This window comes from Faecalibacterium sp. IP-1-18, from assembly GCF_023347355.1.
Classification (GTDB): Bacteria; Bacillota; Clostridia; order Oscillospirales; family Ruminococcaceae; genus Faecalibacterium; species Faecalibacterium prausnitzii.
In genome coordinates, this window is record NZ_CP094472.1 from 1,363,720 (window position 1) to 1,387,825 (window position 24,106).

Consider the following 24,106-nt stretch of genomic DNA (forward strand, 5'->3'; position numbering starts at 1 on the left):
TTTATGATACCTAAAAAAATTCACTACTGCTGGTTTGGAGGAAATCCGTTACCTCAAGATGCTTTAATGTGTATAGAATCTTGGAAAAAGTATTTCCCGGATTATGAAATTATAGAGTGGAATGAAAAGAACTTTGATATGAACAGCTGTGATTATATTAGGGAAGCAGCTGAAAATAAAAAATGGGCTTTTGTTTCTGATTTTGCAAGATTTAAAATATTATACGATTTCGGCGGAATTTACTTTGATACAGATGTTGAAGTTGTTAGAAATTTTGATGAGATTATTGCGATGGGCGCATTTATGGGAAAAGAAGAACCACAAGACTCTACAACTTATGTCATCAATCCTGGCCTAGGGATGGCAGCAGAGCAAGGAAATGGTTTCTGTTTGGACGTCATAGAGTATTACAAAACGATTCATTTCGATTTCAATAACATAATTACTGTATGCGAACATGTGACGAGATGTCTAAAGAAAAAAGGCTATATTGGGAATAATAAGATAGAAAAAATAGATGGCTTCACTTTATATCCAACGGAATATTTCTGCCCCAAAAATTATTATACTAATGAGATGAGAATGACGCGAAACACATGTTCAATTCATCACTATACCAGCTCGTGGAGTTCGGCTAAATTTACGAGGTTTCATGTATTCGAAACAAAGATTATGAAAATTTTTGGACCTAAGGTATCGGATTTTTTTATGGTAAAGCTTGCGAGAAATATATATTGCAATGGCTTGGCTGTAACCGTAAAAAAAGTCTTGCGTTTATACAAGAAGTAAGGATATACGGGTCTTAATTATATATCAAACGAGAAGGCTAAGTTGCTGAAGATGGAGATATAAATGCAAAAGTCTATGCTGAAGAATTCAGTGTTTAACATAATATACACAGCTTCGAATATATTATTTCCTTTTATTACATCAATATATGTGTCCAGAATTTTACTTCCAGTTGGTGTTGGGAAGGTTGCGAGTGCACAAAACATTGCTTCGTATTTCGTTACAGCAGCTGCCCTTGGGCTGCCATCCTATGGGGTTCGTGAATTTGCAAAAGTTAGGGAGGATACCGCAAAAAAGAACTCGTTGTTTACGGAATTGTTCATTATTAATTTGATTTCGACAACAATATCTTTGATTGCATACATATTTGTTTTGATCTTAAACAATGGCTTTAATGGGGAAGGGGCGTTATATATTTGCTGTGGTTTGGCCATCTTTTTTAATTATCTGAATATTGACTGGATATATCAAGGCCTAGAAGAATATGGATACATAACGGGTCGAAGCGTTGTAATCAAGTGTATATCTCTTGCGCTCTTGGTTGTTTTTGTTAAGACAAGAGAAGATTATGTGGCATATGCTTTACTAACAAGTTTGGCTTTAGGTGGAAACTACATTTTTAATGTTATCCATGCAAGAAAAATGGTTGGATTTACGTTGGTAAACCTCAAAATTCGAAAACATATAAAGCCAATTGTATTTATTGCTGGAATTATATTTATGTCCACAATTTATAATAAAATAGATATAACGATGCTAAGTGCGCTTTCGACAGATGAGGCTGTTGGGTATTATTCGTATGCTCAACGTACGGTGAATATTGTCTTAACAATGTGCTCGGCGGTTACAGCAATCTTTTTACCAAGATTGAGTTATTACTACGATAATGAAAAGGCGGTATTTTATAAACTGATGGACAAAGGATTTCAAATTCTTTGCCTAGGTGTAGTTCCTTTAGCTGTCGGACTTTTCTTGACGGCAAATCAAGCGGTTGTTTTGCTATATGGTGATAGTTTTACCCCTACAGGAACTACAATTAAATTAATGTGCCCACTTATCCTGATAAAAGGGTTTGGTGATTTGTTATGTTATCAGTTGGCATACAGTTCAAAGAATGAGTATATTCTTCTGCCAGGTTCTGCAATCGCATCTATCATAAATGTTATCACAAATTCAATTTTGATTCCCCTATATGCACAAAATGGAGCTGTGATTGCGTCTGTCATGAGTGAACTAACAACAAATATAATTCAATTTTTGTACTTGAAACGTAAAATTAAATACCATATAAGCAATACAGCACTAGTACTTTCATTGTTTTCAACGATGGTAATGGCGGCAGTAGTTTGCGCTATTATTAAAATGAATTTACCACTTGCAGTAGCGCTGGCTATGGAGATTTCAATTGGCGGAGCAATTTATTTGTTGATGAATATTGCCTTAAAAAATCGAATTCTATCCGAAATGTTGACAAAAGTGCTTAAAAAACATAACACGGGTTTCCAAGATTCATAGTTTTCCGGTAAACATGGTAATGCCAAAAGATGATTTGGATAAACGCAATTTAGAGCGTATCAAACTAGACTAAAAACGAAGGAGCGGAATACAGTGGCATGGATAAAAAAGCAATTAAAACGTCTGGTAAAATACTGTTATCTTTTTGTAAAGGTTCAACATCTATGAATCTTGCTAATGTATTTGTCAAGAGTTTTTTTATAGATTTTCCGATTTTCTTTTGGAAAAAGGGCGCATTAAATTGAACCCACAGCAGTTGTGGATTTTTGAAAAAGCTATATAATAGAGTCAGTGGTTACTGTTGCTTGAGCGTTTCCATCGCTCTCGCGTAGTAGATGCGGAGAAACTTGTTGACTCCGGCCATTTTAGCTACGTTATACTGTTTCCCTTCCTGTTCCTTTTTGAGCAGAAAAAGGTAGACAGGGTCATCTTGAGGTCGTGTAAGTTTGAGTGCCTGCATAACCTCAAAGCAATACTTTCTGAGAGCCGCATTCCCACGTTTTGATATGTGGCGATTGTGGCTCTCAAATGTTCCAGACTGATATGGAGGCGCATCGTTACCAGCATAAGCGTTGAGTGCTTTTCCACTGTGAAAGCGGCGGATGTCTCCAATTTCAGCAAGGATAAGGGGACCGAGTCGATCCCCAACACCAGCCATAGAGCGCAGAACAGCGTATTCGGGCAACGTTTCAGCTAATGTTTGCATTTTTAGAATAATTGAATCGCGGCCTTTTGTGATTCACAGACAAGTTCAAGGCATTGATCTTGAGCCGCAAGAGTGTATTCGTTTTCTCCCCTTGTTGTGATATTGCGTAATGCAGCTTCGTAAATTGCCAACCCATATGTTTTGGTTTGGCGATTTCGAGATTTCCTTGCGATTTTTTCAAATGCGTCAAGAAAACGACTTTTTCCCATTTTCTTTATACGATCGTAGGATTTAAAACGATTGATAAAGAGAACGGAAAGACTGGTTTCTGGCGTTCTGGTCGTTAGAGGCAGGATGTTGGTTATGCCAGGCATCGTTTCATCCAATAGATTAAGTAGAAATACTTTGTTGGTTTTCAGGGTAAGCATTCGCTGATTATACTGTCGTGCCAAAAATCTTAAATCTTCGTATTTCTGCTCCATAGATGTGTATGGAACCAGAGAATAACTCTTTTCCAATGCATATCTGGCAATCCGCACTGCATCTTTCTTGTCCGTTTTGGCCTTGCGAAGATCCATGTCTCCGAATTTCTTGATTTGATAGGCATTAACCATACAAACAGGGAGCCCGGCTTCCTGGAACGCTTTCAGAACAGGATAGTGGTAATGCCCGGTATTTTCCATTAAGATGGTTGCAGATTGCTTGCTATTCAAAATATACTTAATGAAAGCGTCTAGTTCAGGCTGCGTATGGTGGAATTCAAAAGGGCTTGTGTGCATTGATCCGTCTTGGTTTAAGATGGCTGCTACACTTTTTGACTTGGAAATATCGATTCCTACTGCGAACATTGACATTCCTTCTTTCGTTTCGATTTATGGCTATCCAGCTTTTCCAAAGTACGCACATATTCAATCGTGAAACGGGAGCTATGTCCCAACTTGCTGAATCGAGCACAAAACAATGGAGGCTGGCTGACACATTTGTCTGCGGGCGTGGTGTCCCAATCGGAAAGTTCGTCAGACCATACCTCCATTTTAAAGGAAAAGAGCAAGGCCGGATAGACCTTACTCTTACATTATGAATCGGACTTTAGCCGTATGTTAATTTTTTAGGTGATTCAAAGTAAAGGGTTGATTAAGTGAAAATGAATGAGATGTCAAGAAGTGAAGAGAAAAATTATAAATTAGTCGATTTGATAAAGTTTATATGCGCATTTCTTGTGATAGGAATACATACAAGACAGTTTCTATCCGTTAGCGATATAGCAGATAGACTATTTTATTACGATGTTTCAAATTATTCTGTTCCATTCTTTTATGCATGCAGCGGATATTTTTTACTTGCAAAGAAGTCAAATATAAAATTGGGTGATCGGCTTAAGATTAGGATAAAAAAAGTCCTGAGATTATATTTGGTATGGTCACTCCTTTATATACCGTTGACATTGTATGGCTGGTGCATAGAAGGCAATTGGAAACTTTCATACTTGTTTCGCTGTCTGCGAAATTTTTTTTGTTGGGGAAAACTATTATTCGTGGACGCTATGGTATCTGAATGGTTTGATTTTTGCTTTGCTTGTGATAAAACTGATGCTGAGAAAATACTCAATTGGTAAAATGGCAGAATTTGGGTCAGTATTATATATTATCGGAGTGGTTCTGACAATACTGAGGGAACATTTGAAAGAACTTCCAGTGATAATTGCTTGTCCAATTGGAATGTACTTTAAATTGTTTTTGACCACGAGAAATGGATTATTTCAGTCACTTGCATTTGTATCGATTGGAATGCAGATAGCCGAGGCAGAACAGTTTGATAAGTTGCGTGTAAGCATTCAAAATGCTATTGTATTTGTCTTAGTGTGTGCTGTAAAAGTTTTCTGCAGTTTATTCGGGGGGAGCGACATCTCGAAGTTGCTTGATCTTCCAACGTTCTACTTTATGTTTGCAGTAATCATTTTAGAATGTAAGGAAAATAGATTAAAAGGAAACTTTTATAAACACTTAAGAAGTACGAGTGAAACAATGTATTTTATACATATGTACTTTGTGGCCTTCTGCGCATTAGTACTTTATAAAGATGATTATAATAATTTTAAGTCGTATTTGATTTGCGCAGGGGGAGCTTTGGCAGTTTCTGAAATATACTCTTGGATGAAAAACATAAGTAACCGCTCAACCACAGTGTCTCGGCTAAAGCATGATTGAAACTTTGAAATAGAGAGCGAAGCAAACATAAGCTTCAGAAAGGACGGTTTGAAAAGCTAAAACCCAATGAACGACTTCGGCCCGAAGCGCCCGATGTCGGAAAGTGCAGAAACTGCACCTACTGACACTGCAAAAGCGAAGCGCGGCCGACCGAAGAAAAAGCCCGACTACGATAGAGAAAATGTTAGAAAAAAAGCGTGTACAAGGCTGACTTGTTCTCGGATCTGTGATATACTGGAGTCATGGGAGACCGTGGCTCTCGCTGCTCTGATAATCGCGAACCTCTACACAGTGAGCAGCAGGCAACAATCTAAGGATCGGCTGAGATGTGAAGAAGAATATAATGGGCTGAAATACATGAAGAATATAGATAAAAGAAAGCTAATAATTACATTATGTACTATTGTAGCGATTGTTGCTGTTGGATTAGGAATCTTCAAGATGCTTCAATTGGTAAAGGAAGTAGAGCAAGTAAAAGATTACAATACTGAATCGCTTCGATGGGCTATTATTGGGGCGATAGGTAGTTGGACGGGATCGGTATTTGGAGCAATTGCTCTTGTTGTTTCGCTTGTTGCTTTATGGCTTCCACAGAGAGTAAAAATTGCGGTTGGTGTTAGCACTGGTTTTATACTGAGTCAAATTCCGGGTATTGAAAAAATCGATGCGTATATTATAACAGTGAAAAATACTGGGATGAAGCCAGTAACGGTTACAAATGTATATCTGCATTTTGGAAGCAAAAAGCAAGGAGATATATTTGTTGGTATGCTAAATCGAGAGTCCATACTTCAAATGTATACGCCTCAGTTTCCTAAAAGACTGGATCGGGGAGAATCTTTTGATTATTATCTTTTAAGGGAGAGATTAGACAAGGCATTGATTCCTTATGAAGAGAAAATGTCTTTAGATGAACCGTTTAGCATCCGGATTGATGAGGTGACCAGAGGAACGCAGTATTACAAGACAAAATGGACTTTACGTACTTTTATTGGGAAATAGAAAGCAACATTGGGGTTGGGCAGTGCGTCCAGCGAAGGACGTGCAATTCGATAGGCGAAAATCCTGTCAAATAAGCGGCTAACCACAGCATTTGAAGTGAGTCTTGGGTGTGTCGCAGTAATGCGGTGTGTTAAGCGTAGACAGCAAGGTAGTGGGGATAGCTATTGAACATCGAAATACCAACAAACCAGAGCGTCGACTCTGTTGCCTGAGGAGAAGACAACATGTGGGTTTATCGTTAAGGTGAGATTTCACACAGTTCTGCGGTGTCGGAAGGAACTATTCATGCTATACAAGGATTGTACGTCAACGGGAGAGAACCTATATTTTCCCTATTATAGAAAGCTCTGGGGGTCAGGAACCCGGTACTAGATTGTAAACAAAAGATGGCCAAAACTGGGTGGATAGTTTGTCATCCGGATTCCAGTTATCGTCGAACCAATTGTATTTATTTTTCATTTTGATTTTACCTCCATCGTGTGTTGGGATAACACAATGGTAGGGTGAAATCTGACGGCTGTACATGAATACAGCCTACGCTGCTCGAAACTTTGCACACCTCTTCGTGGTGAGCAGCAGGCAACACATGAGAATGTGGCGAAGAATGCAAAGGATGGATAAAGAAAGTAGGAGGCTTCTCTATGGGTATTTATTTTGCAACCGACATAGACAGAATTAATAATGAATATATGCCCCGGTTAAACTTAGAAATCGGAAGATATATAAATTACTCAAAGCTGGAATCTATGCTTTCTACACAGACACTCTTCTTTTGCAATGCTTCAAGGTTTGATGATGAATATGAGGGGGAAATTCCGCTAGAGTTTTTTGACGGCTGGGCACAACAATCAGAAGAAAACTATCGGAGACTTAATGAATTAAAATCCCATGTATATGTGCCATATGTGACTTGTTGGACACCGTATAAAACTGGTAATACAAAAATGTGGAACGAATATGCATCAGATAACGGAGTCTGTATAGTATCAACTGTAAGACAAATTTTTATGCTTTCAAGGATAAATGGTGCAAGAATGTATAAAGTTCATTATCTTGATGAAAATGAGCAAATAGGAAATATGGATGTGCCATTTTACATTCCACATGATGATGAACGAGCTAGATTTGGCCTGCCGAGTTCCGCACGTGTTTTTCATGCAATAAAAAAGCATGACTTTAAAGAAGAAAATGAAATTCGTTCAATTATATATAAAAACAGTCAAGAAGCAGGGCTACAAATTCCATTCAATTTTAAGGGATTTGTTTCCAGGGTGGTTCTAAATCCGAAATCAAATGATCAGCAAAAAGAAGCAATTATCGAGCTGTTAAATCGTTATTCATATACAACTATTGTAGAAGAATAAAAAATAATGTTACAGAATTGCATTCGAACAATTCGGAGGTAACAAAAATGCCCAGAACGAAAGGTAGCAAAAACCGTCACAAAACTACCCATACCGACTACGCATTCCAGATCGCAGAGAAGCAGGAATCTATCGTTTTCCTGACTGCAGAGATCGCATCCATCACTGCAAACATTGAAACTTTGAAAGCTGACCTGAAAGTGAAGAAGTCTGATTTGAAGAAGGCCGAAAAAGAAGTGGCATCTCTGGAAGCGAAGAAGGTAAAGGCAGATGCTAAGGCTGCAGAAGAAGCGAAAAAGTCGGAAGCCGAGGCTGTGGTTAAGAAGCTGCTGGCTGGTGGCATGAGTGCTGACGAAATTTTGGAAAAACTGAAGTAAAGATATACGCCTGCAACTGTAAATCTGCTTTTCTGTTGTAGGCGTTTTTTGATTTAAAGAATAATATTTAAGGATAACGGGCTAACAGAACCGTGCCTCCTCAGTGTTTTTGAAGTGTGAAAATAGTTCCATGGGAAAAAGATGAAATTAAAATATTTGGAGCTTGCTGTTGAAAACGCATCGAACGCTATGAGATAAAAATGAGTAATGAAAAAGGAGATAAATAAATGCCTGCAAGGAATATCTCAGAATATCCACAATTACTGAATGCAATTCATTCCGCTGAAAAAATTGTGTATTTGTGTGGTGCAGGTGCATCTATGTCGCTCGGCTCTCATAGATTGAGTTGGACGAATTGGATTGCTGAGGGAAGAAAATATCTGACAATACCAGAGCAGAATGAGTTGAATCTGAAAATTGGTTCATGGACTGCGGAGGAACTGATCGATGCGGCTACTTTTTTGCTGGGCAAGCTTAAGAGCTCTGGGGCATACCAGACTTTTATGAATCAAACAATTGGCGCACTGCATCCTGTCAATACGGAGTTCAAAGAGGCGCTTTGCAAAGTCTGGCGTGCAGGAGATCTGATTGCAACAACAAATTACGATACGCAGATAGAAGAAACATTAAATGCTAAAGGCGTTTCCTATGAATGCCCGGCGGAAATTCTTTCGATTATTCGTAGCACAGCGGAAAATAAAGTGATTCACCTTCATGGAATGTATGATGAACGAGATGGTATTGATAATATTATTGCGGACTATATACAATACCAAACGATTTTGCGCAACAGTGGGGCACAGTTTATTCAAAATCTGATAGGAACAAATCCTATCATAATTGTTGGCTGTGGTGGCACGATGGAAGATCCGAACCTGTCTGGCTTTATGTCATTTGCGTATGAGAAACTTGGAACCTCTGATATACCTTATTTTTATCTGATGAAGAGTGGAGACACCATACCCAATTTGCCGATGAATGCTATTCCAGTATTTTATGGGGATGATTATGAGGATCTCCCACTTTTTCTATCAGAGATTGCAATGACTCGGCTTCAGAAAAGAGCAGGATTGCAATCAGTCATAGCAGTGAATCCTTATTTGGAGCGCAGAACGGCAATATCTGCTTTTGGTAGAATGCACTTTTCTAATAGCTTTAACCCCTTCGTGGGTAGAACTGTGGAACTGAATGACCTAAGTTCTTTTTTACAAGATAAGGAAAAATTCTTGTGGCGGACTATTTTAGGTGAAGGTGGAATAGGAAAAAGCCGCCTGATTTTGGAATGGATGAAAACTATGCCTTCAAGCTGGTTTGGCTTTTTTGCGTATAAAAAACCGGAAAAAGCGCATCTGTTCGTTCCGTTTGCAGATACTGTTGTGGCGTTTGACTATGTCTTAGGGCAAGAACAGCAATGTGCAGATACAATTGCGGCATTTATTGAAGCGTTTTCGGATTCGCCATACAAGCTTAGAATTGTATTGCTGGAACGGCATCAGAGAGCATCAGAATATGATTGGCTGATTGAATTAAAACGGAAAATGCCCAATGAGGCCAGGTTGGAATTTGAAGCGGGTACTTATTCGAAGCCCGTTTTGACAATTGGACCACTCGATGAAAAAGACGAGGCGTCATATATTGAAAACTATTTGGAAGCCTATCTACCGCTTCTTGGTACAAGTGCCTTTATTGATGAATGCAAGGCTGATAAGGCAAATAAGGCAAAAATAATACAAAGTAAGTTTCGAAATTCGATGAGTGCTCCTTGCTTGCGTCCGCTATTCCTTAGCGTGTTCATTGAAGTGTGGCTTAGTAAAGAAGGGCGCACAAACCTTACCTCTACGGAAGAATTACTAAGTGAATATTTGAATAAAGAGAAAAAACGCTGGAAGCTAATTTTGGGCGATGATATTTTGGTGGATTCGTATCTTCGGGTGCTTTCGGTTGCTTGCATTGTAGGAATTTTTAACATTACGGATGTACAAGGTACAAACTATTTGGCGGAAGATTGTAATAGGTTGATCTCTTTTTTTGATGCAAGGAGTGGAAGACCGGGAGCAGATAATCTCTTTGAGGATTTGTTTGTGTCTGTCAGCGAACAAGAGGATGATCCGGCACAACCAACGCTATTCGAGTTGCTTTATCAGCAGATGGACAAAGAGCCGCAAAAAGCGGAGAGTGGAGGTTCTTCAAAGAGCCTTGATCAAGACGAGAAGTTTTCATTGTTGGCACCATATGTTAAACTAAGCGCTGATCCGCAAGAGGTTTACCTCAATATGCGTGTAAGAGGTGGCGTGGCCACAGAAGAGGAAAAACAGAAACTGATACAGCTTCAGAACCAGAGAACCCAGAAAGAGAAGATGCTCCCAGATCATGCGTGGCTCATGGAACCGTGCTTTCCGGACGTGATTAATGAGTATATCGTTGACTATGTCGTGAATGTGAGAGATGCTGAACGATTTGCAAAATTGGTCAAATCAAATTCTGTGATGGGCTTTGCAAAATTCATCTCGCTGGCACTGGATGACTGGCCGGAGAGTGATGTGTTCCAAAAAATAGCGATCACGCCGCCAGACGAGGAGTTGAATGATTCTGAATACTATTTAGGCTTGATGTCGAGGATTTCAGCTATAAAAGATATTGCTGCGGTAGAAGATGTGCTTTTAGAACGTGAGCCGATTTTCCAGAGGTATGAGTTGGAACTATGGCGAAGAATAGCAATCGTCTTGACTGATCGGGGAGATATAAGGCGTCTTTACAATAGCGGTCTGAAATATATTCGATTTTTAAAAGAAATATCAGAAAAGGTAACAATCCGTGATGAGGCGGTAGATGCTATAGAGGCGTATTGCGTTGGTCTTCATAATGCGGAAGCAGTTGATGAGTATGGTGCTTTCCTGAAAAAGTGCGGTGAATTGACCCAGCTACTTGCAGATAACAAACGGATTGCGGTAATTTGCTGTCAAAACTATGGACGGCTGATGCACTTGCGACTCTATAAAAACGTTAACGCAGAGATTCAAGAGGAATGGAATGCTATCGTAGAAATTTTGAAGCAGTGCAACTACGATGAGGATGTATATAAAAATGTACTGGATGCGGTAGAAGAATACTTTCGTACCCTTGTCCAACGAAAAAAGGAGGATAAGCTGTTTGAGCTGGAACGCTTTATGGCTCAAGTGTATGAAGAAAATGGACGATGTGAAGCGGCAGAAGTCGCAGCGCTCTGCCTTGCTAATTTATATAATAGTGGGGGACATAGAAAAATAACACCAGATGAATATGAAACGATAAAAAAGTATTTGCAGAAATTTCCGGAATCCATGCATATTCGGGCGGCGTTTATTATTGCGAGTGAAGCCATATATTCACCGTCGGCGGAATATAAGCGAGTTCCTGATAAAATTATTAATAAGGCAAAGCAATGGTCTGAACAGTATCCAAAGAAAATCGAATTTCAGGAGGCATACTTTGGCTTACTATTTTCAAGACTGAAATATGCTCAGGCACAAGATATGAGAAATGAACAGAGAAGAGTATACCGGGAGATGAAGACAGTTGCGGAAAGGGCGAATTATTCAGAGTATAATGAATCTAACCAATTGATGGAATCGGTTGATATACTTCATAGAGTATTTGGCTACTAACAAAAAAGTAGAACGGTCTGAATCTTACACTGAACTAAAGTAATCTTTTCAAACCCTCAAACCGTATGGGTGTGCCCACAAAAACCCATCCATGCGGTTTTCTAATAGAACGATTGTTTCGTATCGAACAAATGTACTCGTTTCTCACTGCATCCCTCAAAATCACTTCCGGTGAAATTTCAGCAAAAGAGGTAGCAGGGGAGAGCAGGGACTGAGTAACCGAGCGGTACAGATAAGGAGATATCAAAGTCAGTCAGCACATCAAAAACAACCCCAATCACTTCAAAAGTACTCTTCAAAAATCAGCAATAACCCATCACTCAATTCAGTCCATCAATACACCCAGCAACCCTTCATCCACCCCCCTCATCACACCCACCCTGAGGAGCGCATCTGGGCAGGGCGAACGCCCCGGGTCCCGGACGCTCCGAGGATCAAACACGACAAGATGAAACAATTTTACATGGTTGACATGAGGCGAAAAAGGTGGTAATATTATCTTGTTAAAAAAATGCGAATCCCTCTCGCTCGCGAAGGAAAAATCTCTCTCGCAATGAGAAATCAAACGATACAACGAACGAAAATCGACTTTGCCGAAGGCTGGCAGACACGAGGGACTTAAAATCCCTTTCTGAAGGCAGAGTATGGGGTTGCCCCGCCGGAGACATTGAAAATCTCAGAATTGTTCGTTGACTCGAATGATTGTCGGACTTTCTTTTTGCTCTGCTTTCTGGAAGCTTTGGAGAGACGAGAGAAATCATTCTTGCACAGACGATGCCGTATGGACGCGTTTACAAGAACCTTTCCATGCGGGGCCATAGTGAAATATTTTTATATCAAACAGACTGCCCCCAAAGTAGCTCGCATCAAATCGCGCTGCTTTGGGGGCAGTTTTACGCTTTGCGGGTGATGGGCGGGGCGCTGTCGTCCGTAAGGCCGAGAATATAATCGGTACTGGTATGGTAGAGACCGGCAAGCTGGATCAGCACCTCGGTGGGGATATCCCGCTTGCCGGTCTCGTAATTGGAGTAGCAGACCTGTGTGCATTTCAGATACGCCGCAACATCCTTTTGCAGCAGATCACGAGCCTCCCGCAGATCCCGGATACGTTGATACATGGTATTTACCTCAAAGGCTTTATTTAAGGTAAAGTATAGGCATAACGAAATGTTATATTGATGTATAAAACAAAATGTTATATCATAGTATCGCGCCGGGAACAGCTGTGAATCTCCGGCGCAAAAGGGGAGAGCATCATGAAACTGGAATTCCGGCAGACGGTGACCTGCAACCACCTTACGCTTGCAATGGTCTGCAAAACTATCGACTGGCAGCAGCCACTGCCCCGGTGCGGAGAATATGTGGCCGGGCTGGATACGCTTGACGGCGAACCGGAACTGCCGGTGCGCAAACTGCTGCACCGGGCACAGGACGGCGGCTGCCTTGCGGAGCTGCCGGGCTTCAACATTGCGCAGCTGAGGCTTTCTTACCGGGAGCTGGAGCAACTGGCAGCAAAAAAAGGCTGGACGCTGCAAAAGCTGTAAAAAACTTAAATTTTCCTCTTGCATTCTGGCTGATTCGTGCTATAATAGTAAGGCAATCGTTTCCAAGGCCGCTCGACGGGGTAGCCGATATTGAAGGTTGTGATGGGCACATACATTAAATATGGCCCCAATACGTCAGAACCAGAATTGAGGTGAAAAGAATGAAACAGGGTATCCATCCGAACTACGTTGACTGCACCATTACCTGCGCTTGCGGTAATGTCATCAAGACTCGTTCCACCAAGCCCGAGATCCACGTCGAAGTTTGCTCTAAGTGCCATCCTTTCTACACTGGCAAGCAGAAGCTGGTTGACACCGGCGGACGTGTTGAGCGCTTCAACAAGCGTTTCGGCCGTAAGTAATTATAGGCTATCTCATGCCGCTTCCTTCGGGAGGCGGCATTTTTGCGTTTCGCGGTGGCAAATATTTCGCTTTCCCACACAGGATTGTCTTATTTTGAACACATTTTCCATCTAAACTAAAGCAGTTCCAAACCGGAAAGCGCTGGTTCTACGCCGCTTTCCACAAAACAGCTTCTGAAATAAAAGGAGAGTTTGCTGTGATCGAAGTTTCTCACCTGAGCAAGTCCTACGGCAGCCGCCCTGCCGTGCAGGATCTCTCGTTTACGGTGCCGGACGGCCAGATCTATGGCCTGCTGGGGCCCAACGGTGCGGGCAAATCCACCATTATGAATATCCTTACCGGCTATCTGGCGCCCACCGAGGGCGAGGTAAAGGTAGCCGGCTTCCGTCTGCCGGAGCAGGCGCAGCAGGCTAAAGCCTGTGTAGGCTATCTGCCGGAGCAGCCGCCGCTCTACCCCGAAATGACTGTGCAGGAGTATCTGGACTTTGTGGCAGAGCTCAAGGGAGTCAAGCGTGCGCAGCGCAAGCAGCGGGTGCTGGCCGCTGCCCGCCGCACCGGGCTGGAAGAAGTGCTGCCCCGGGTCATCCGTAGCCTGTCTAAGGGCTATCGTCAGCGGGTGGGCATTGCGCAGGCGTTGCTGGGCAGCCCGCAGCTTATCATTCTGGACGAACCCACCGTAGGTCTGGACCCTGCACAGGTCATCGAGATCCGCAACCTCATCCGGGAGCTGGGCAAGGCGCATACGGTCATTCTGTCCAGCCACATCCTCAGCGAGGTGCAGGCGGTATGCCAGCAGGTGCTCATCCTCTCTAAAGGTCGTTTGGTGGCTGTGGGCAGCCCGGAGGAGCTGGGTGAGACCCTGAACCCGGGCAGCCGCCTGCGTGCCACCGCGCAGGGCGAGACCGAAACCGTGCTGGCCGCTGTGCGCAGCGTGCCGGGCATCTGCAAGGTAGAACTGGAAAGCGCCGCGAACGGTCAGGTCACCTTTACTGCCGAGAGCGAGGATGCCGCCGACCGCCGCGCTGCTGTGTCCCGAGCACTGACCGAGGCCGGCTGTACCGTGCTGGCACTTGCCGCCGAGAACCGCAGCCTTGAGGAGGTATTCCTAGCGCTGACCGAAAAAACGCCGGAGCAGAACACCCCGGCAGAAGGGGAGGAGAATTGAGATGCTGGCCATCTTTAAACGAGAACTCCGCAGCTGCTTTCACGGCATGATCGGTGCGGTGCTTACCGCCTTTATGCTGGCGGCTACGGCTATCTATTTTGTGGCGCTGAATCTGGGCTATGGCCTGCCGGATTTTGGCTACTACACGCTGTGCCGCACCATTTTTGTGCTGCTGCTCTACATCCCGGTGCTCACCATGCGCTCCTTTGCTGAGGAACGCCACAGTCGCACCGACCAGCTGCTGCTCACAAGCCCGGTGTCGGTGGGCGGTATCGTGCTGGGCAAATATTTTGCCCTTTGCGTCATTTTTGCGCTGCCCTGCCTTGTGGATGCGGGCATGATCCTTGTGCTGAAGGCGCTGGGCGCGACCGGCACCAGCACGCTGGCCAACTTTTCCGCGCTGCTGTGCTATTACCTCATGGGCTGCACCGCTATTGCCATTGGGGTGTTCCTTTCCAGCCTGACCGAAAACCAGATCATCGCCGCTGTGTCCGGCGTGGCGGCGCTGCTGCTGGCTTATATGATGCCCAGCCTGCGCACCATGTTCACCACCGGCAGCGCGGTGGCGCTGGCACTGTTCACTGCCATTGCCGCTGTGCTCAGCGTGGTGGCAGGGCTGCGCAGCAAAAGCTTTACGCTGGGCTGCCTTTCCTTTGCGGGGTGCTGCGTGGCGCTTACGGCGCTGTTTCTGCTCAAAAGCAGCTGGCTGACCGAGGCCTTCAGCGCGGTGCTCAGCGCCCTGTGCCTGTTTACCCCCTTTGAAGAATTTGTCAACAGCAGCTTTTCCATTCCCACGCTGGTCTACTACCTGACCGTGGCGGCGGTGTTCCTGTTTTTCACCGCACAGGGCTTGGAAAAGCGCCGCTGGAACTGAGAGGAGGCCATAACGATGAAATGGAACAAGAACGCAGCCTCCCAAAAGGGCAGGGTGTTCCGCAGTGGGCTGCTGTCCACCGCCATGCTGGCGGCAGTGCTGGTGCTGGCGGTGCTGCTCAACCTGCTGGTGCGGGCCATCCCTGCAAAATATACCGAGTTCGACCTCTCTGAGGCCAAAATGTACACCCTGAGCGACAGCACCAAAGCGCTGGTGGAGGGGCTGGAAAAGGATGTGCACATCTATTACCTCTGTGAAACCGGCAGCGAGGATACCATCATCACAAAGCTGCTGGATCACTACGCCGCCGAGAGCGGGCACCTGAGCTGGGAACAGAAGGACCCCACCCTGTACCCAACCTTTGCCGCAAAGTATGGCGCAGAGAATGTTTCCACCGGCAGTCTGATCGTCACCTGCGGGGAGAACAGCACCGTACTGGATGCCGCCGACCTGTACGAGTACGATTATACCGACTACTACACCACCGGCTCTGCCAGCGTGACTTTTGGCGGCGAAAAGCAGATCACCTCTGCCATTTATAAGCTCACCGCAGCGGGGCAGAGCCACGCCTACTATACCACCAACCACGGCGAGCAGACCCTGACCGACTCCTTGACCGATGCACTGGACGCCCAGAATATCGACGCCCAGCCGCTGGATCTGCTCACAAGCACCATCCCGGAGGACTGCGATCTGCTCATCATCAACGCACCCACCACCGATTTTTCCGTAGGGGACAGCCTTGTGGATGAGATTAGCCAGCTGCAAGATTATCTGGCGGCGGGCGGCAAGCTGCTGCTGACCAGTAGCGTCTACGCCCAGACCCCGCAGCTGGACGCCGTGCTGGCGCAGTTCGGCCTTGCCCGCGCAGGGGGCATGGTGGTGGAGGGCGACAGCAGCAAGGCACTGTATAACTCTGCATGGTCGCTGCTGCCGGACTACGGCACGCCCACCGAGAGCACCGCGCTGAACGGTGTGAATACCAGCACCCATGTCATGCTGTCGGTGGCGCAGGGCATCACGGTCACCGAGACCGAGGATGTCATCGCCGAGCCGCTGTTGAACAGCTCCTCCTCTGCCTACGCCAAGGCCGACATCAACGACCTTACCACCATGGAGCGGCAGGATGGAGATGCGGACGGCCCCTTTGCACTGGCCGTCTGGGCGCGGAACGAGGACACCGGCGCCGAGGTTCTCTGGATCGGCTGCCCCAATATGGATAACGAGCAGCTTTATCAGTCCATGCCCGGCAATCTGACCTTCCTGCAGGGCTGCGCTGCCTCGCTGGTAGGGCAGGATGTCCTTGTAGACACCAAGGCGCTGGAGGCCGAGCCCATTACGGTGGCAGGCTCCACTGCCGCAGCACTGGGGCTGACCTTTGTGTTCGTGCTCCCGGCGGCGGTGCTCATTGCCGGGGCAGTGGTGGTGCTGCTGCGCCGCCGCAGATAAGGAGACCGCCATGAAAACAAAACAGCGTGTCCTGCTGGCGTTGCTGGCAGCGGCAGTGCTGCTGGGCGCGGCACTGTGGGCGGTGATCCGCAGCAACGCCAAGGCCGAGCAGGCCGCCAGTGCCGCCGCCGAGGGAAGCATCCCGCTTTCCAGCTTTGCCGCAGAGGATCTGGAGCAGATCGAGTATACCTATAACGGCCAGACCTACACCCTGCAATATTCCGGCGGCAGCTGGCAACTGGCACAGGACCCCGCCTATCATCTGGACGAGAGCGCCTGCAACACCATGCGCACCGCCCTGATGGCACTGAATGCCAAGCGCAGCCTGACACCGCAGGCAGGGGAGGACTACGGGCTGGACAGCCCGCAGCTCACCGTTACGGTCACGGCGGCAGGGCAGAGCACTACCCTGATCTTCGGGGCAGAAAACCCGGTCACCGGGGATCTCTATGTGCAAAAAGCCGGGGATGATGCCGTCTACACCGTCAGCGGCAACAAGGCCGCCTGCTTTCAGCTGGATAAGGCCGGGCTCTTCGGCAGCTTCTGCCCCACCGGACTTACGGCTTCTGCCATTACGCAGGTAGCCTATACGCTGGCAGATGGCACCGCCGTCACCCTGAACGCCGTCAGCGAGCCGACCGAAAGCGCCGACAGCACGGACGCAGACAGCGCTTCTTCCACTGCCTACGAGACGGTGTGGCGGCTGGCCTCTGACCCCGCCGCCAGCCTTGCACAGGATAAGGTGCAAGGCCTGCTGTCTGCCCTGTGCACCTATGCCACCGCTCAGACTACGGACGCAGACCTTGCCGCCTGCGGTTTTGATGCACCGGTATTCACCGCCGTAGTCACCAGCGAGGACGGCTCCACCGTACAGCTGACCTACGCCTGCGGTACGGACGGGTGGTATCTGCAGGTGGAAGGGGATACCTCGGTATACACAGTGGATACCAGCACTGTGCAGGCGCTTCTGCTGACGGAAAACGACCTGAAAACGCAGGAATGATTCCTTTTGTACGCTGCACCGAAACCAAGGTGCAGCGTATATTTTTTTGCAGCTTTTTATAAAGTTGCGGCAAACATCGGCAGAGTGATTGACAATCCGACTGTGATTGTTTATTATAAACCGTGACAGGGTAAGTCTGCCGCGCAAGATCATGCTTCTGTGCGGGGCGGAGCATCCCTTATACGCAAAAAAGATGGGGCAGGTTCCCTGTCTTTTTTCGTATCTGAGAACAAGGAGGATAACATATAAAATGGACAACTCGGTGGTCGTTTCACTGCGGGATATCGTAGTGGAATTTGATGGACAGCGCATTCTGGATGGGCTGAATCTGGATATCCATGATAAGGAGTTTGTAACGCTGCTCGGTTCCTCCGGCTGCGGCAAAACCACCACCCTGCGCCTGATCGCAGGCTTTCTGGAGCCGAACGCCGGCAAGGTGCTGCTGAAAGGGGAGGACATTACCGGTGTGCCGCCCTACAAGCGCCCGGTGAATACCGTGTTCCAGAAATACGCGCTGTTCCCGCACCTGAACGTGTTCGAGAACGTGGCCTTTGGTCTGCGGCTCAAAAAGCTGGACGAGGACACTATCCGCCGCAAGGTGCGCGATATGCTGGAGGTCGTGGGCTTAAAGGGCTTCGAGCGCCGCAGCATCAGCCAGATGTCCGGCGGTCAGCAGCAGCGCGTGGCCATTGCCCGCAGTCTGGTCAATGAGCCGGAGATCCTGCTGCTGGACGAGCCGCTGGGTGCGCTGGACCTGAAGCTGCGCAAGGAGATGCAGCTGGAGCTCAAGCGGTTGCAGCGCGAGATGAACATTACCTTTATCTACGTTACCCACGATCAGGAGGAAGCGCTTACCATGTCCGATACCGTCGTGGTCATGAACGGCGGCAAGGTGCAGCAGATCGGCACCCCGGAGGATATCTACAACGAGCCGAAAAACGCCTTTGTGGCAGACTTTATCGGCGATTCCAACATCGTGGACGGCGTGATGCACAAGGACTTTCTGGTGTCCTTCTCCGGCGTGGATTTCCCCTGCGTGGATCGCGGCTTCGCCCGGGAGCAGAGCGTGCAGGTGGTGGTGCGCCCGGAGGATATCGAGGTGGTATCCCCCGTGGAGGGCCAGCTTGTGGGCGTGGTGAATGATGTTATCTTCAAGGGTGTGCACTTTGAGATGCACGTGGAGTGCGAAGGCCGCGAGTGGCTGATCCACTCCACCCGCGCCTGCACCCCTGGTGAGACCATTGGTATGCGCATCGGCCCCAACGAGATCCATATCATGGCGCGGAGCGAGGGGTGATGTGCCATGAAGATCTATGATAAAAAGCTGGCCTATCCGTACTTTGTATGGATGGTGCTGTTTACCGTTGTGCCCTTGTTCATTGTGGTGTACTACGCCATGACCGATGCCGAGGGCAACTTTACCCTGAATAACCTTACCTCCATCAGCGGCTACGGCTCGGTGTTTGCCCGCAGTCTGCTGCTGGCGCTTATTGCTACCGTTATCTGTCTGGTCATCGCCTTCCCGGTGGGCTATTTTCTGTCCCGGTTGCGGGTGAACAAGCAGCACATCATGCTTATGCTGGTCATGCTGCCCATGTGGATGAACTTTTTGCTGCGTACCTACGCATGGATGGGTCTGCTCAGCGTGAACGGCCCGGTGAACACCCTGCTGGGCTTTATCGGCCTTGGCCCCTATACCATGCTCAACACCTCCGGCGCGGTGGTGCTGGGCATGGTGTATAACTATGTGCCCTACATGATCCTGCCGCTGTATACCAGCATGACCAAGATCGACCAGAGCCTTGTGGAGGCTGCGCAGGATCTTGGCGCCAACACCACCAAGACCCTTGTGCGGGTGCTCATCCCCATGAGCGTGCCGGGCATCAGCACCGGCATCACCATGGTGTTCGTGCCGGCAGTGTCTACCTTTGTCATCAGCCGTATGCTGGGCGGCGGCTCTAATCTGCTGATCGGTGACCTGATCGAGATGCAGTTCTTGGGTAACAGCTATAACCTGAACGTCGGCTCGGCCATGAGCCTTGTGCTGATGATCATCGTACTGCTGTGCATGAGCTTTACATCCAGCTTTGACGAGGATGAAATGGAGGGCGTGTCCTGATGAAAACAAAACATCTGCGCCTGATGCAGCGGGTCTACATCATCCTGTTCTTCTGTTTCATGTACCTGCCCATTGCCTACATGATCGTGTTCAGCTTCAACCAGAGCAAGGGCTATTCGCTGTTCACCGGCTTTACCTTCAAATGGTACCGCAGCCTGTTCACGAATGCGTCCATCCTCCACGCGCTGTGGGTGTCCGTTGAGGTGGCAGTACTGTCCGCCATCATCGCCACGGTGCTGGGCACGGCAGCCAGCCTTGGCATTGCCTCCATGAGCCGCAAAAGCCGCCTGCTGGTGACCAACATCACCTATATCCCGGTGGTCAACCCGGAGATCATCACCGGCATCTCCCTGATGCTGCTGTTCGTGGCCTACCAGCGCTTTGCCACGCAGTCCGCATGGCTGCCGGACAACATCATGGGTCTGCCCACGCTGCTCATTGCGCATATCGCGTTCAACGTGCCTTACGTTATCTTTAACGTAAGCCCCAAGCTCAAGCAGCTGGATATCAAGCTGTACGAAGCAGCGCTGGATCTTGGCTGCGACCCCCGGCAGGCGTTCTTCAAGGTCATCCTGCCGGAGATCAGCCCTGCCATCCTTTCTGCCTTCCTCATCTGCCTGACCTATTCCATCGACGACTTCATGATCTCCTACTTCAACTGTGGTACGGTGGAGACCCTGCCCATTGCCATCTACTCCATGACCCGTAAAAAGGTCAGCCCGGAGATCTACGCACTGTCCACCATCATGTTCGTGGTCATCCTCAGCGTCATTCTGGTGTCCAACGCCATGGAGAGCCGCAGCTACCGCCGGGATCAGAAAACGCTGCGAAAGGAGGGCGCACGATGAAACGCATTGCTGCATTGCTGCTGACGCTGGCTGTGGCGCTGTGCGCCGCACTGCCGGTGCTTGCCGCCGGTACTATTGAGGTGACCGAGGACGTCTCGGTGTCGGACGCTTACGACTGGACCCGCTTCAAGGGGCAGAACGTCACCCTGAACGTCTATAACTGGGGCGAGTACATCTCCAACGGCTCGGATGACAGTGTGGACGTGGTTGCCGCCTTTGAAAAGCTGACTGGCATCAAGGTGAACTACACCACCTTCGACTCCAACGAGTCCCTGTACGCCAAACTCAAGTCCGGCGCAGCCAACTACGATGTGATCATCCCCTCCGACTACATGGTGGCAAAGATGATCAACGAGGGGATGCTTGCACCCCTTGACTACGAGAATATCCCCAATTTCCAGAAGATCGATGCAGGCTATCGCAACCCGGATTACGACCCACAGAACGCCTACACCGTACCCTATATGCTGTGCACCACCGGCATCATCTACAACACTACCATGGTAGACGAAGCCCCCACTTGCTGGGCAGACCTGTGGGATGAACAGTATGCGGGCAACATTCTGATGTTCAACAACAGCCGCGACGCCTACGCTATCGCTGCATTTAAGAGCGGCCACAGCATCAACCCCGCCACCCCGGAAGAGGTGGACGAGGTGGTAGAGGAGCTCAAGGCACAGAAGCCGCTGGTGCAGGCCTACGTCATGGACGAGATCTTTGATAAGATGATCGGCGGCGAGGCGGCCATCGGCGTGTACTACTCCGGCGATGCCATTACCATGATCGATGATAACCCGGATCTGGCTTGGGTGTTCCCGGAGGAGGGCAGTGTGCTTTCGGTGGACTGCATGGCTGTGCCTGCTGCCAGCGAGCACAAGGAAGCCGCTGAGATGTTCATCAACTTCATGTGCGAGACCGACATCGGCAAGGCCAACAGCGAGTATATCGGCTACACCACCCCCATGCACGATGTTTGGGAGGTGCTGGACGAGGATCTGAAGACCAGCGAGATCGCCTATCCGTCTGAGGAGGACGCCGCCCGCGAGAAGGTGTTCACCGCCCTGAGCGATGAGGTAAACAGCGAGCTGGATCTGAAGTGGAGCGAGATGAAGAGCTACGATGAGGGCGGCGGCAGCTACCTGTTTTTGCTGCTGCTTCTGGCCATGCTGGCGCTGGCCTGCTTCAATATCTGGCGCAAAGTGCGCAGAAAGACCCGCAATCAGTATTGATCGTTCAGCCAAGGCTGCCGTCCCGGATGTGGTGCGGCGGCCTTTTTCCGATAGGAGGAAAAGACTATGGAACAGTTTTATTATGAAGATACTGCCGTGGTAGAAAATGCCGATGCAGACTGCCACAGCCTGCTCAAGGCCAGCGCCCTGCTGCGCTATGTGGAGCAGATTTCTTCCATGCACGCCCGGAAGTTTGGCATGGACGATAAGTTTTTTGAGGATCACGGCGTAGCGTTTCTGGTGGGCAAGCAGGCGCTGCGGTTTAACCGTGTGCCTCGCCGTGGCGAGACTTTGACCCTTTGCTCCCGCTCAGAAAAGGCTCTCCGTGGCTCTATCAAGCGCGTCACTACCCTTACGGACGAAGCCGGGCAGGAAGTAGCCATGGTGGACAGCCGCTGGATCATGTCCAGCCTTGAGAATGGACATATCCTGCGCCAGCCGGGCTGGACGGTGGAGGGATACTGGAACGAGACGGTGGAAGAGGAACTGCCCCTTTTGCTACATAAGCGCCGGGACAGCCTGACCAGCGCCGGTCTGGTTACGGCGCGCTACTCCCAGTGCGACCTGCACTACCACATCAACAACGCCTTTTATCTGGATATCGTCTGCGATGCACTGCCGCAGGAGATCATGCGCGATCATGTTGTGAAGTTCGCTTCCATCAACTATCACCGCGAAGTCCCCATGGGGCAGCAGGTGGAGGTGTTCTACACGCCTTCGGATGATGGCTGGTACTTTATTGCCAAGCACGCAGACAAAACGGCTTTCGAGTGCTATCTGGAGCTGGAGCCAGTCAAACAGTAAAAACATGGAGGGATGCCTATGTCTAAAACCGGAGAATTGTTCGGCACCTTTTTTAAGATCGGTGCCTTTACCTTTGGCGGCGGCTATGCCATGGTAGCGCTGCTGGAACACGAATTTGTAGAAAAAAAGCGCTGGCTCACCCGGGAAGAGTTTCTGGATATGGTCGCCATTGCCGAGTCCACTCCCGGCCCTGTGGCGGTGAACAGCGCCACCTACATCGGCTATAAGCTGGCCGGTGTTGCCGGTGCGGCGGCTTCCACTCTGGCGGTGTGCCTGCCGTCCTTTGCAGTCATCTACCTTATTTCGCTCTTCTTCGACCGCTTTTTGCAGCTGACGGTGGTGGCCAATGCTTTCAAGGGCATTCAGGCCTGTGTCATCTACCTGATCCTGTCCGCCGGGGTCAAGATGCTCAAAAACTTGCAGCGCACCCCCTTCAACACGGCAGTGGTGGCGGTGGTGTTGGCGGCTATGGTGGGCTGCTCAGTGTTGGCGGTAAAATTTTCCTCCATCTGCTGCATTTTGCTTTGCGGCGCAGCCGGGGTGCTGGCCTACGCGATAGGGCAGGGGAAGAAAGGCGGCACAAAATGATCTTGTTGGAGCTGTTCTGGAATTTCCTTGTCATCGGTGCAGTGTCCTTTGGCGGCGGCTACGGCATGATCTCGCTGGTACGGGAAACGGTGCTGGGGCACTGCTGGCTGACCGAGAGCGAATTTCTCAGCTTTATCGCGGTGTCAGAGTCTACGCCCGGCCCGCTGGCAGTGAATATGGCCACCTTTATCGGCGCTTCGCAGGCGGGGCTGGCAGGCTCCTTTGTGGCAACGGTGGGGGTGGTGCTGCCCTCCTTTGTCATCATTTTGCTGATCGCGGCGGCGCTGCACAGCCTGATGAAGTACGCCGGGGTCAACGCCTTTCTGGCTGGGGTGCGCCCCTGCGTGGTGGCTATGATCCTGGCTACCGCCTGCACTATGGGGCTTTCCACGCTGGGGGGCTTTACCACCCTTGCCGGCGGCTTTGCCCCGGATGTGCGTGCACTGGCGGTGTTTGCCCTGCTGGGCATTCTGCATTTTGCCTATAAAAAGAAAACGCAGAAAGCACCGTCCCCCATTGGGATGATCTTACTTTCTGCGGTGCTGGGCGCGGTGCTGTGGAGCATCTGACCCGGCA

Annotated in this window: 24 protein-coding genes; 21 read left to right on the plus strand and 3 right to left on the minus strand. The window is 48.5% G+C overall.

Translation table 11 applies throughout. The features are described 5' to 3' along the window. Positions 1-3: 3 nt before the first annotated feature. Positions 4-789: a glycosyltransferase family 32 protein gene (locus MTP43_RS06490; protein WP_113620982.1), complete on the plus strand. Its 786-nt coding sequence runs from the start codon at positions 4-6 to the stop codon at positions 787-789. A gap of 63 nt (positions 790-852) precedes the next feature. Then, on the plus strand, positions 853-2,304 hold the full coding sequence (locus MTP43_RS06495) for an oligosaccharide flippase family protein (RefSeq protein WP_112120816.1): 1,452 nt from the start codon (positions 853-855) through the stop codon (positions 2,302-2,304). A 295-nt stretch (positions 2,305-2,599) separates the two neighbouring features. Here MTP43_RS06495 and MTP43_RS06500 read toward each other — a convergent pair whose 3' ends face one another. Together MTP43_RS06500 and MTP43_RS06505 are read right to left on the minus strand one after the other, a co-directional pair. Then, complete coding sequence (locus tag MTP43_RS06500; RefSeq protein ID WP_238057023.1) at positions 2,600-3,010, minus strand: transposase; 411 nt, start codon at positions 3,008-3,010, stop codon at positions 2,600-2,602. A 2-nt stretch (positions 3,011-3,012) separates the two neighbouring features. Then, entirely contained in the window at positions 3,013-3,798 is a 786-nt protein-coding gene (locus tag MTP43_RS06505) for an IS110 family transposase (protein WP_238057024.1), read from the minus strand. 305 nt (positions 3,799-4,103) lie between these two features. Between MTP43_RS06505 and MTP43_RS14495 the strand changes: the two genes are divergently transcribed. The 6 genes from MTP43_RS14495 to MTP43_RS06530 all read left to right on the plus strand — a co-directional run bounded on the left by MTP43_RS14495 (position 4,104) and on the right by MTP43_RS06530 (position 11,544). Beyond that, positions 4,104-4,565, plus strand: coding sequence for an acyltransferase family protein (locus MTP43_RS14495; RefSeq protein ID WP_369334311.1), 462 nt, complete (start codon positions 4,104-4,106; stop codon positions 4,563-4,565). Continuing rightward, positions 4,540-5,157: a hypothetical protein gene (locus MTP43_RS06510; RefSeq protein ID WP_147323208.1), complete on the plus strand. Its 618-nt coding sequence runs from the start codon at positions 4,540-4,542 to the stop codon at positions 5,155-5,157. The genes MTP43_RS14495 and MTP43_RS06510 overlap by 26 nt, the downstream gene beginning before the upstream one ends. A 66-nt stretch (positions 5,158-5,223) precedes the next feature. Next, positions 5,224-6,159: a hypothetical protein gene (locus MTP43_RS06515; RefSeq protein ID WP_113620985.1), complete on the plus strand. Its 936-nt coding sequence runs from the start codon at positions 5,224-5,226 to the stop codon at positions 6,157-6,159. A 641-nt stretch (positions 6,160-6,800) separates the two neighbouring features. After that, positions 6,801-7,523: a DUF2971 domain-containing protein gene (locus MTP43_RS06520; protein ID WP_113620986.1), complete on the plus strand. Its 723-nt coding sequence runs from the start codon at positions 6,801-6,803 to the stop codon at positions 7,521-7,523. Positions 7,524-7,570: 47 nt separating this feature from the next. Beyond that, positions 7,571-7,900, plus strand: a complete 330-nt coding sequence (locus MTP43_RS06525) for a hypothetical protein (protein ID WP_112120811.1) — start codon at positions 7,571-7,573, stop codon at positions 7,898-7,900. A 227-nt stretch (positions 7,901-8,127) separates the two neighbouring features. After that, entirely contained in the window at positions 8,128-11,544 is a 3,417-nt protein-coding gene (locus MTP43_RS06530) for an SIR2 family protein (RefSeq protein WP_113620988.1), read from the plus strand. An 893-nt stretch (positions 11,545-12,437) separates the two neighbouring features. Here MTP43_RS06530 and MTP43_RS06535 read toward each other — a convergent pair. Further along, positions 12,438-12,662, minus strand: coding sequence for a helix-turn-helix domain-containing protein (locus tag MTP43_RS06535; protein WP_249235162.1), 225 nt, complete (start codon positions 12,660-12,662; stop codon positions 12,438-12,440). 138 nt (positions 12,663-12,800) lie between these two features. Between MTP43_RS06535 and MTP43_RS06540 the strand changes: the two genes are divergently transcribed. The 13 genes from MTP43_RS06540 (at position 12,801) to MTP43_RS06600 (ending at position 24,099) form a co-directional block, all read left to right on the plus strand. Then, on the plus strand, positions 12,801-13,088 hold the full coding sequence (locus tag MTP43_RS06540; protein ID WP_113620990.1) for a hypothetical protein: 288 nt from the start codon (positions 12,801-12,803) through the stop codon (positions 13,086-13,088). Positions 13,089-13,249: 161 nt separating this feature from the next. Then, positions 13,250-13,450 carry a 50S ribosomal protein L31 gene (rpmE, locus tag MTP43_RS06545; protein ID WP_005926533.1) on the plus strand — a complete coding sequence of 67 codons (201 nt, stop codon included), beginning with the start codon at positions 13,250-13,252 and terminating at the stop codon, positions 13,448-13,450. Positions 13,451-13,647: 197 nt separating this feature from the next. Further along, positions 13,648-14,616 carry an ABC transporter ATP-binding protein gene (locus MTP43_RS06550; protein ID WP_249235163.1) on the plus strand — a complete coding sequence of 323 codons (969 nt, stop codon included), beginning with the start codon at positions 13,648-13,650 and terminating at the stop codon, positions 14,614-14,616. A 1-nt stretch (position 14,617) separates the two neighbouring features. Further along, a complete protein-coding gene (locus MTP43_RS06555; protein WP_249235164.1) occupies positions 14,618-15,490 on the plus strand; it encodes an ABC transporter permease in 873 nt (290 codons plus the stop codon). A 15-nt stretch (positions 15,491-15,505) separates the two neighbouring features. Then, the gene (locus MTP43_RS06560) at positions 15,506-16,939 is read left to right on the plus strand and encodes a Gldg family protein (protein ID WP_249235165.1); all 1,434 of its coding nucleotides are present in this window, start codon (positions 15,506-15,508) and stop codon (positions 16,937-16,939) included. A gap of 10 nt (positions 16,940-16,949) precedes the next feature. Beyond that, positions 16,950-17,942, plus strand: coding sequence for a DUF4340 domain-containing protein (locus MTP43_RS06565; protein ID WP_249235166.1), 993 nt, complete (start codon positions 16,950-16,952; stop codon positions 17,940-17,942). Between the two features lie 250 nt (positions 17,943-18,192). Further along, a complete protein-coding gene (potA, locus tag MTP43_RS06570; RefSeq protein WP_015538395.1) occupies positions 18,193-19,239 on the plus strand; it encodes a spermidine/putrescine ABC transporter ATP-binding protein in 1,047 nt (348 codons plus the stop codon). A 6-nt stretch (positions 19,240-19,245) separates the two neighbouring features. Beyond that, on the plus strand, positions 19,246-20,061 hold the full coding sequence (locus MTP43_RS06575) for an ABC transporter permease (RefSeq protein ID WP_005926516.1): 816 nt from the start codon (positions 19,246-19,248) through the stop codon (positions 20,059-20,061). After that, complete coding sequence (locus MTP43_RS06580) at positions 20,061-20,909, plus strand: ABC transporter permease (protein WP_005926514.1); 849 nt, start codon at positions 20,061-20,063, stop codon at positions 20,907-20,909. Before MTP43_RS06575 ends, MTP43_RS06580 begins: the two co-directional genes overlap by 1 nt. Continuing rightward, the gene (locus MTP43_RS06585; protein ID WP_249235167.1) at positions 20,906-22,138 is read left to right on the plus strand and encodes an ABC transporter substrate-binding protein; all 1,233 of its coding nucleotides are present in this window, start codon (positions 20,906-20,908) and stop codon (positions 22,136-22,138) included. The genes MTP43_RS06580 and MTP43_RS06585 overlap by 4 nt, the downstream gene beginning before the upstream one ends. 66 nt (positions 22,139-22,204) lie before the next feature. Further along, positions 22,205-22,942, plus strand: coding sequence for an acyl-[acyl-carrier-protein] thioesterase (locus MTP43_RS06590; RefSeq protein WP_005926510.1), 738 nt, complete (start codon positions 22,205-22,207; stop codon positions 22,940-22,942). 18 nt (positions 22,943-22,960) lie between these two features. Then, complete coding sequence (locus tag MTP43_RS06595; RefSeq protein ID WP_044960640.1) at positions 22,961-23,530, plus strand: chromate transporter; 570 nt, start codon at positions 22,961-22,963, stop codon at positions 23,528-23,530. Beyond that, entirely contained in the window at positions 23,527-24,099 is a 573-nt protein-coding gene (locus MTP43_RS06600) for a chromate transporter (RefSeq protein WP_005926506.1), read from the plus strand. The genes MTP43_RS06595 and MTP43_RS06600 overlap by 4 nt, the downstream gene beginning before the upstream one ends. The last annotated feature ends 7 nt before the right edge of the window (positions 24,100-24,106 follow it).

Excerpts from the sequence above, each read along its gene's own strand:
- MTP43_RS06490 (WP_113620982.1), top strand. The coding sequence starts at position 4 with ATGATACCTAAAAAAATTCACTACTGCTGGTTTGGAGGAAATCCGTTA.
- MTP43_RS06495 (WP_112120816.1), top strand. The coding sequence starts at position 853 with ATGCAAAAGTCTATGCTGAAGAATTCAGTGTTTAACATAATATACACA.
- MTP43_RS06500 (WP_238057023.1), bottom strand. The coding sequence starts at position 3,010 with ATGCAAACATTAGCTGAAACGTTGCCCGAATACGCTGTTCTGCGCTCT.
- MTP43_RS06505 (WP_238057024.1), bottom strand. The coding sequence starts at position 3,798 with ATGTTCGCAGTAGGAATCGATATTTCCAAGTCAAAAAGTGTAGCAGCC.
- MTP43_RS14495 (WP_369334311.1), top strand. The coding sequence starts at position 4,104 with ATGTCAAGAAGTGAAGAGAAAAATTATAAATTAGTCGATTTGATAAAG.
- MTP43_RS06510 (WP_147323208.1), top strand. The coding sequence starts at position 4,540 with ATGCTGAGAAAATACTCAATTGGTAAAATGGCAGAATTTGGGTCAGTA.
- MTP43_RS06515 (WP_113620985.1), top strand. The coding sequence starts at position 5,224 with ATGAACGACTTCGGCCCGAAGCGCCCGATGTCGGAAAGTGCAGAAACT.
- MTP43_RS06520 (WP_113620986.1), top strand. The coding sequence starts at position 6,801 with ATGGGTATTTATTTTGCAACCGACATAGACAGAATTAATAATGAATAT.
- MTP43_RS06525 (WP_112120811.1), top strand. The coding sequence starts at position 7,571 with ATGCCCAGAACGAAAGGTAGCAAAAACCGTCACAAAACTACCCATACC.
- MTP43_RS06530 (WP_113620988.1), top strand. The coding sequence starts at position 8,128 with ATGCCTGCAAGGAATATCTCAGAATATCCACAATTACTGAATGCAATT.
- MTP43_RS06535 (WP_249235162.1), bottom strand. The coding sequence starts at position 12,662 with ATGTATCAACGTATCCGGGATCTGCGGGAGGCTCGTGATCTGCTGCAA.
- MTP43_RS06540 (WP_113620990.1), top strand. The coding sequence starts at position 12,801 with ATGAAACTGGAATTCCGGCAGACGGTGACCTGCAACCACCTTACGCTT.
- rpmE (WP_005926533.1), top strand. The coding sequence starts at position 13,250 with ATGAAACAGGGTATCCATCCGAACTACGTTGACTGCACCATTACCTGC.
- MTP43_RS06555 (WP_249235164.1), top strand. The coding sequence starts at position 14,618 with ATGCTGGCCATCTTTAAACGAGAACTCCGCAGCTGCTTTCACGGCATG.
- MTP43_RS06560 (WP_249235165.1), top strand. The coding sequence starts at position 15,506 with ATGAAATGGAACAAGAACGCAGCCTCCCAAAAGGGCAGGGTGTTCCGC.
- MTP43_RS06565 (WP_249235166.1), top strand. The coding sequence starts at position 16,950 with ATGAAAACAAAACAGCGTGTCCTGCTGGCGTTGCTGGCAGCGGCAGTG.
- potA (WP_015538395.1), top strand. The coding sequence starts at position 18,193 with ATGGACAACTCGGTGGTCGTTTCACTGCGGGATATCGTAGTGGAATTT.
- MTP43_RS06575 (WP_005926516.1), top strand. The coding sequence starts at position 19,246 with ATGAAGATCTATGATAAAAAGCTGGCCTATCCGTACTTTGTATGGATG.
- MTP43_RS06580 (WP_005926514.1), top strand. The coding sequence starts at position 20,061 with ATGAAAACAAAACATCTGCGCCTGATGCAGCGGGTCTACATCATCCTG.
- MTP43_RS06585 (WP_249235167.1), top strand. The coding sequence starts at position 20,906 with ATGAAACGCATTGCTGCATTGCTGCTGACGCTGGCTGTGGCGCTGTGC.
- MTP43_RS06590 (WP_005926510.1), top strand. The coding sequence starts at position 22,205 with ATGGAACAGTTTTATTATGAAGATACTGCCGTGGTAGAAAATGCCGAT.
- MTP43_RS06595 (WP_044960640.1), top strand. The coding sequence starts at position 22,961 with ATGTCTAAAACCGGAGAATTGTTCGGCACCTTTTTTAAGATCGGTGCC.
- MTP43_RS06600 (WP_005926506.1), top strand. The coding sequence starts at position 23,527 with ATGATCTTGTTGGAGCTGTTCTGGAATTTCCTTGTCATCGGTGCAGTG.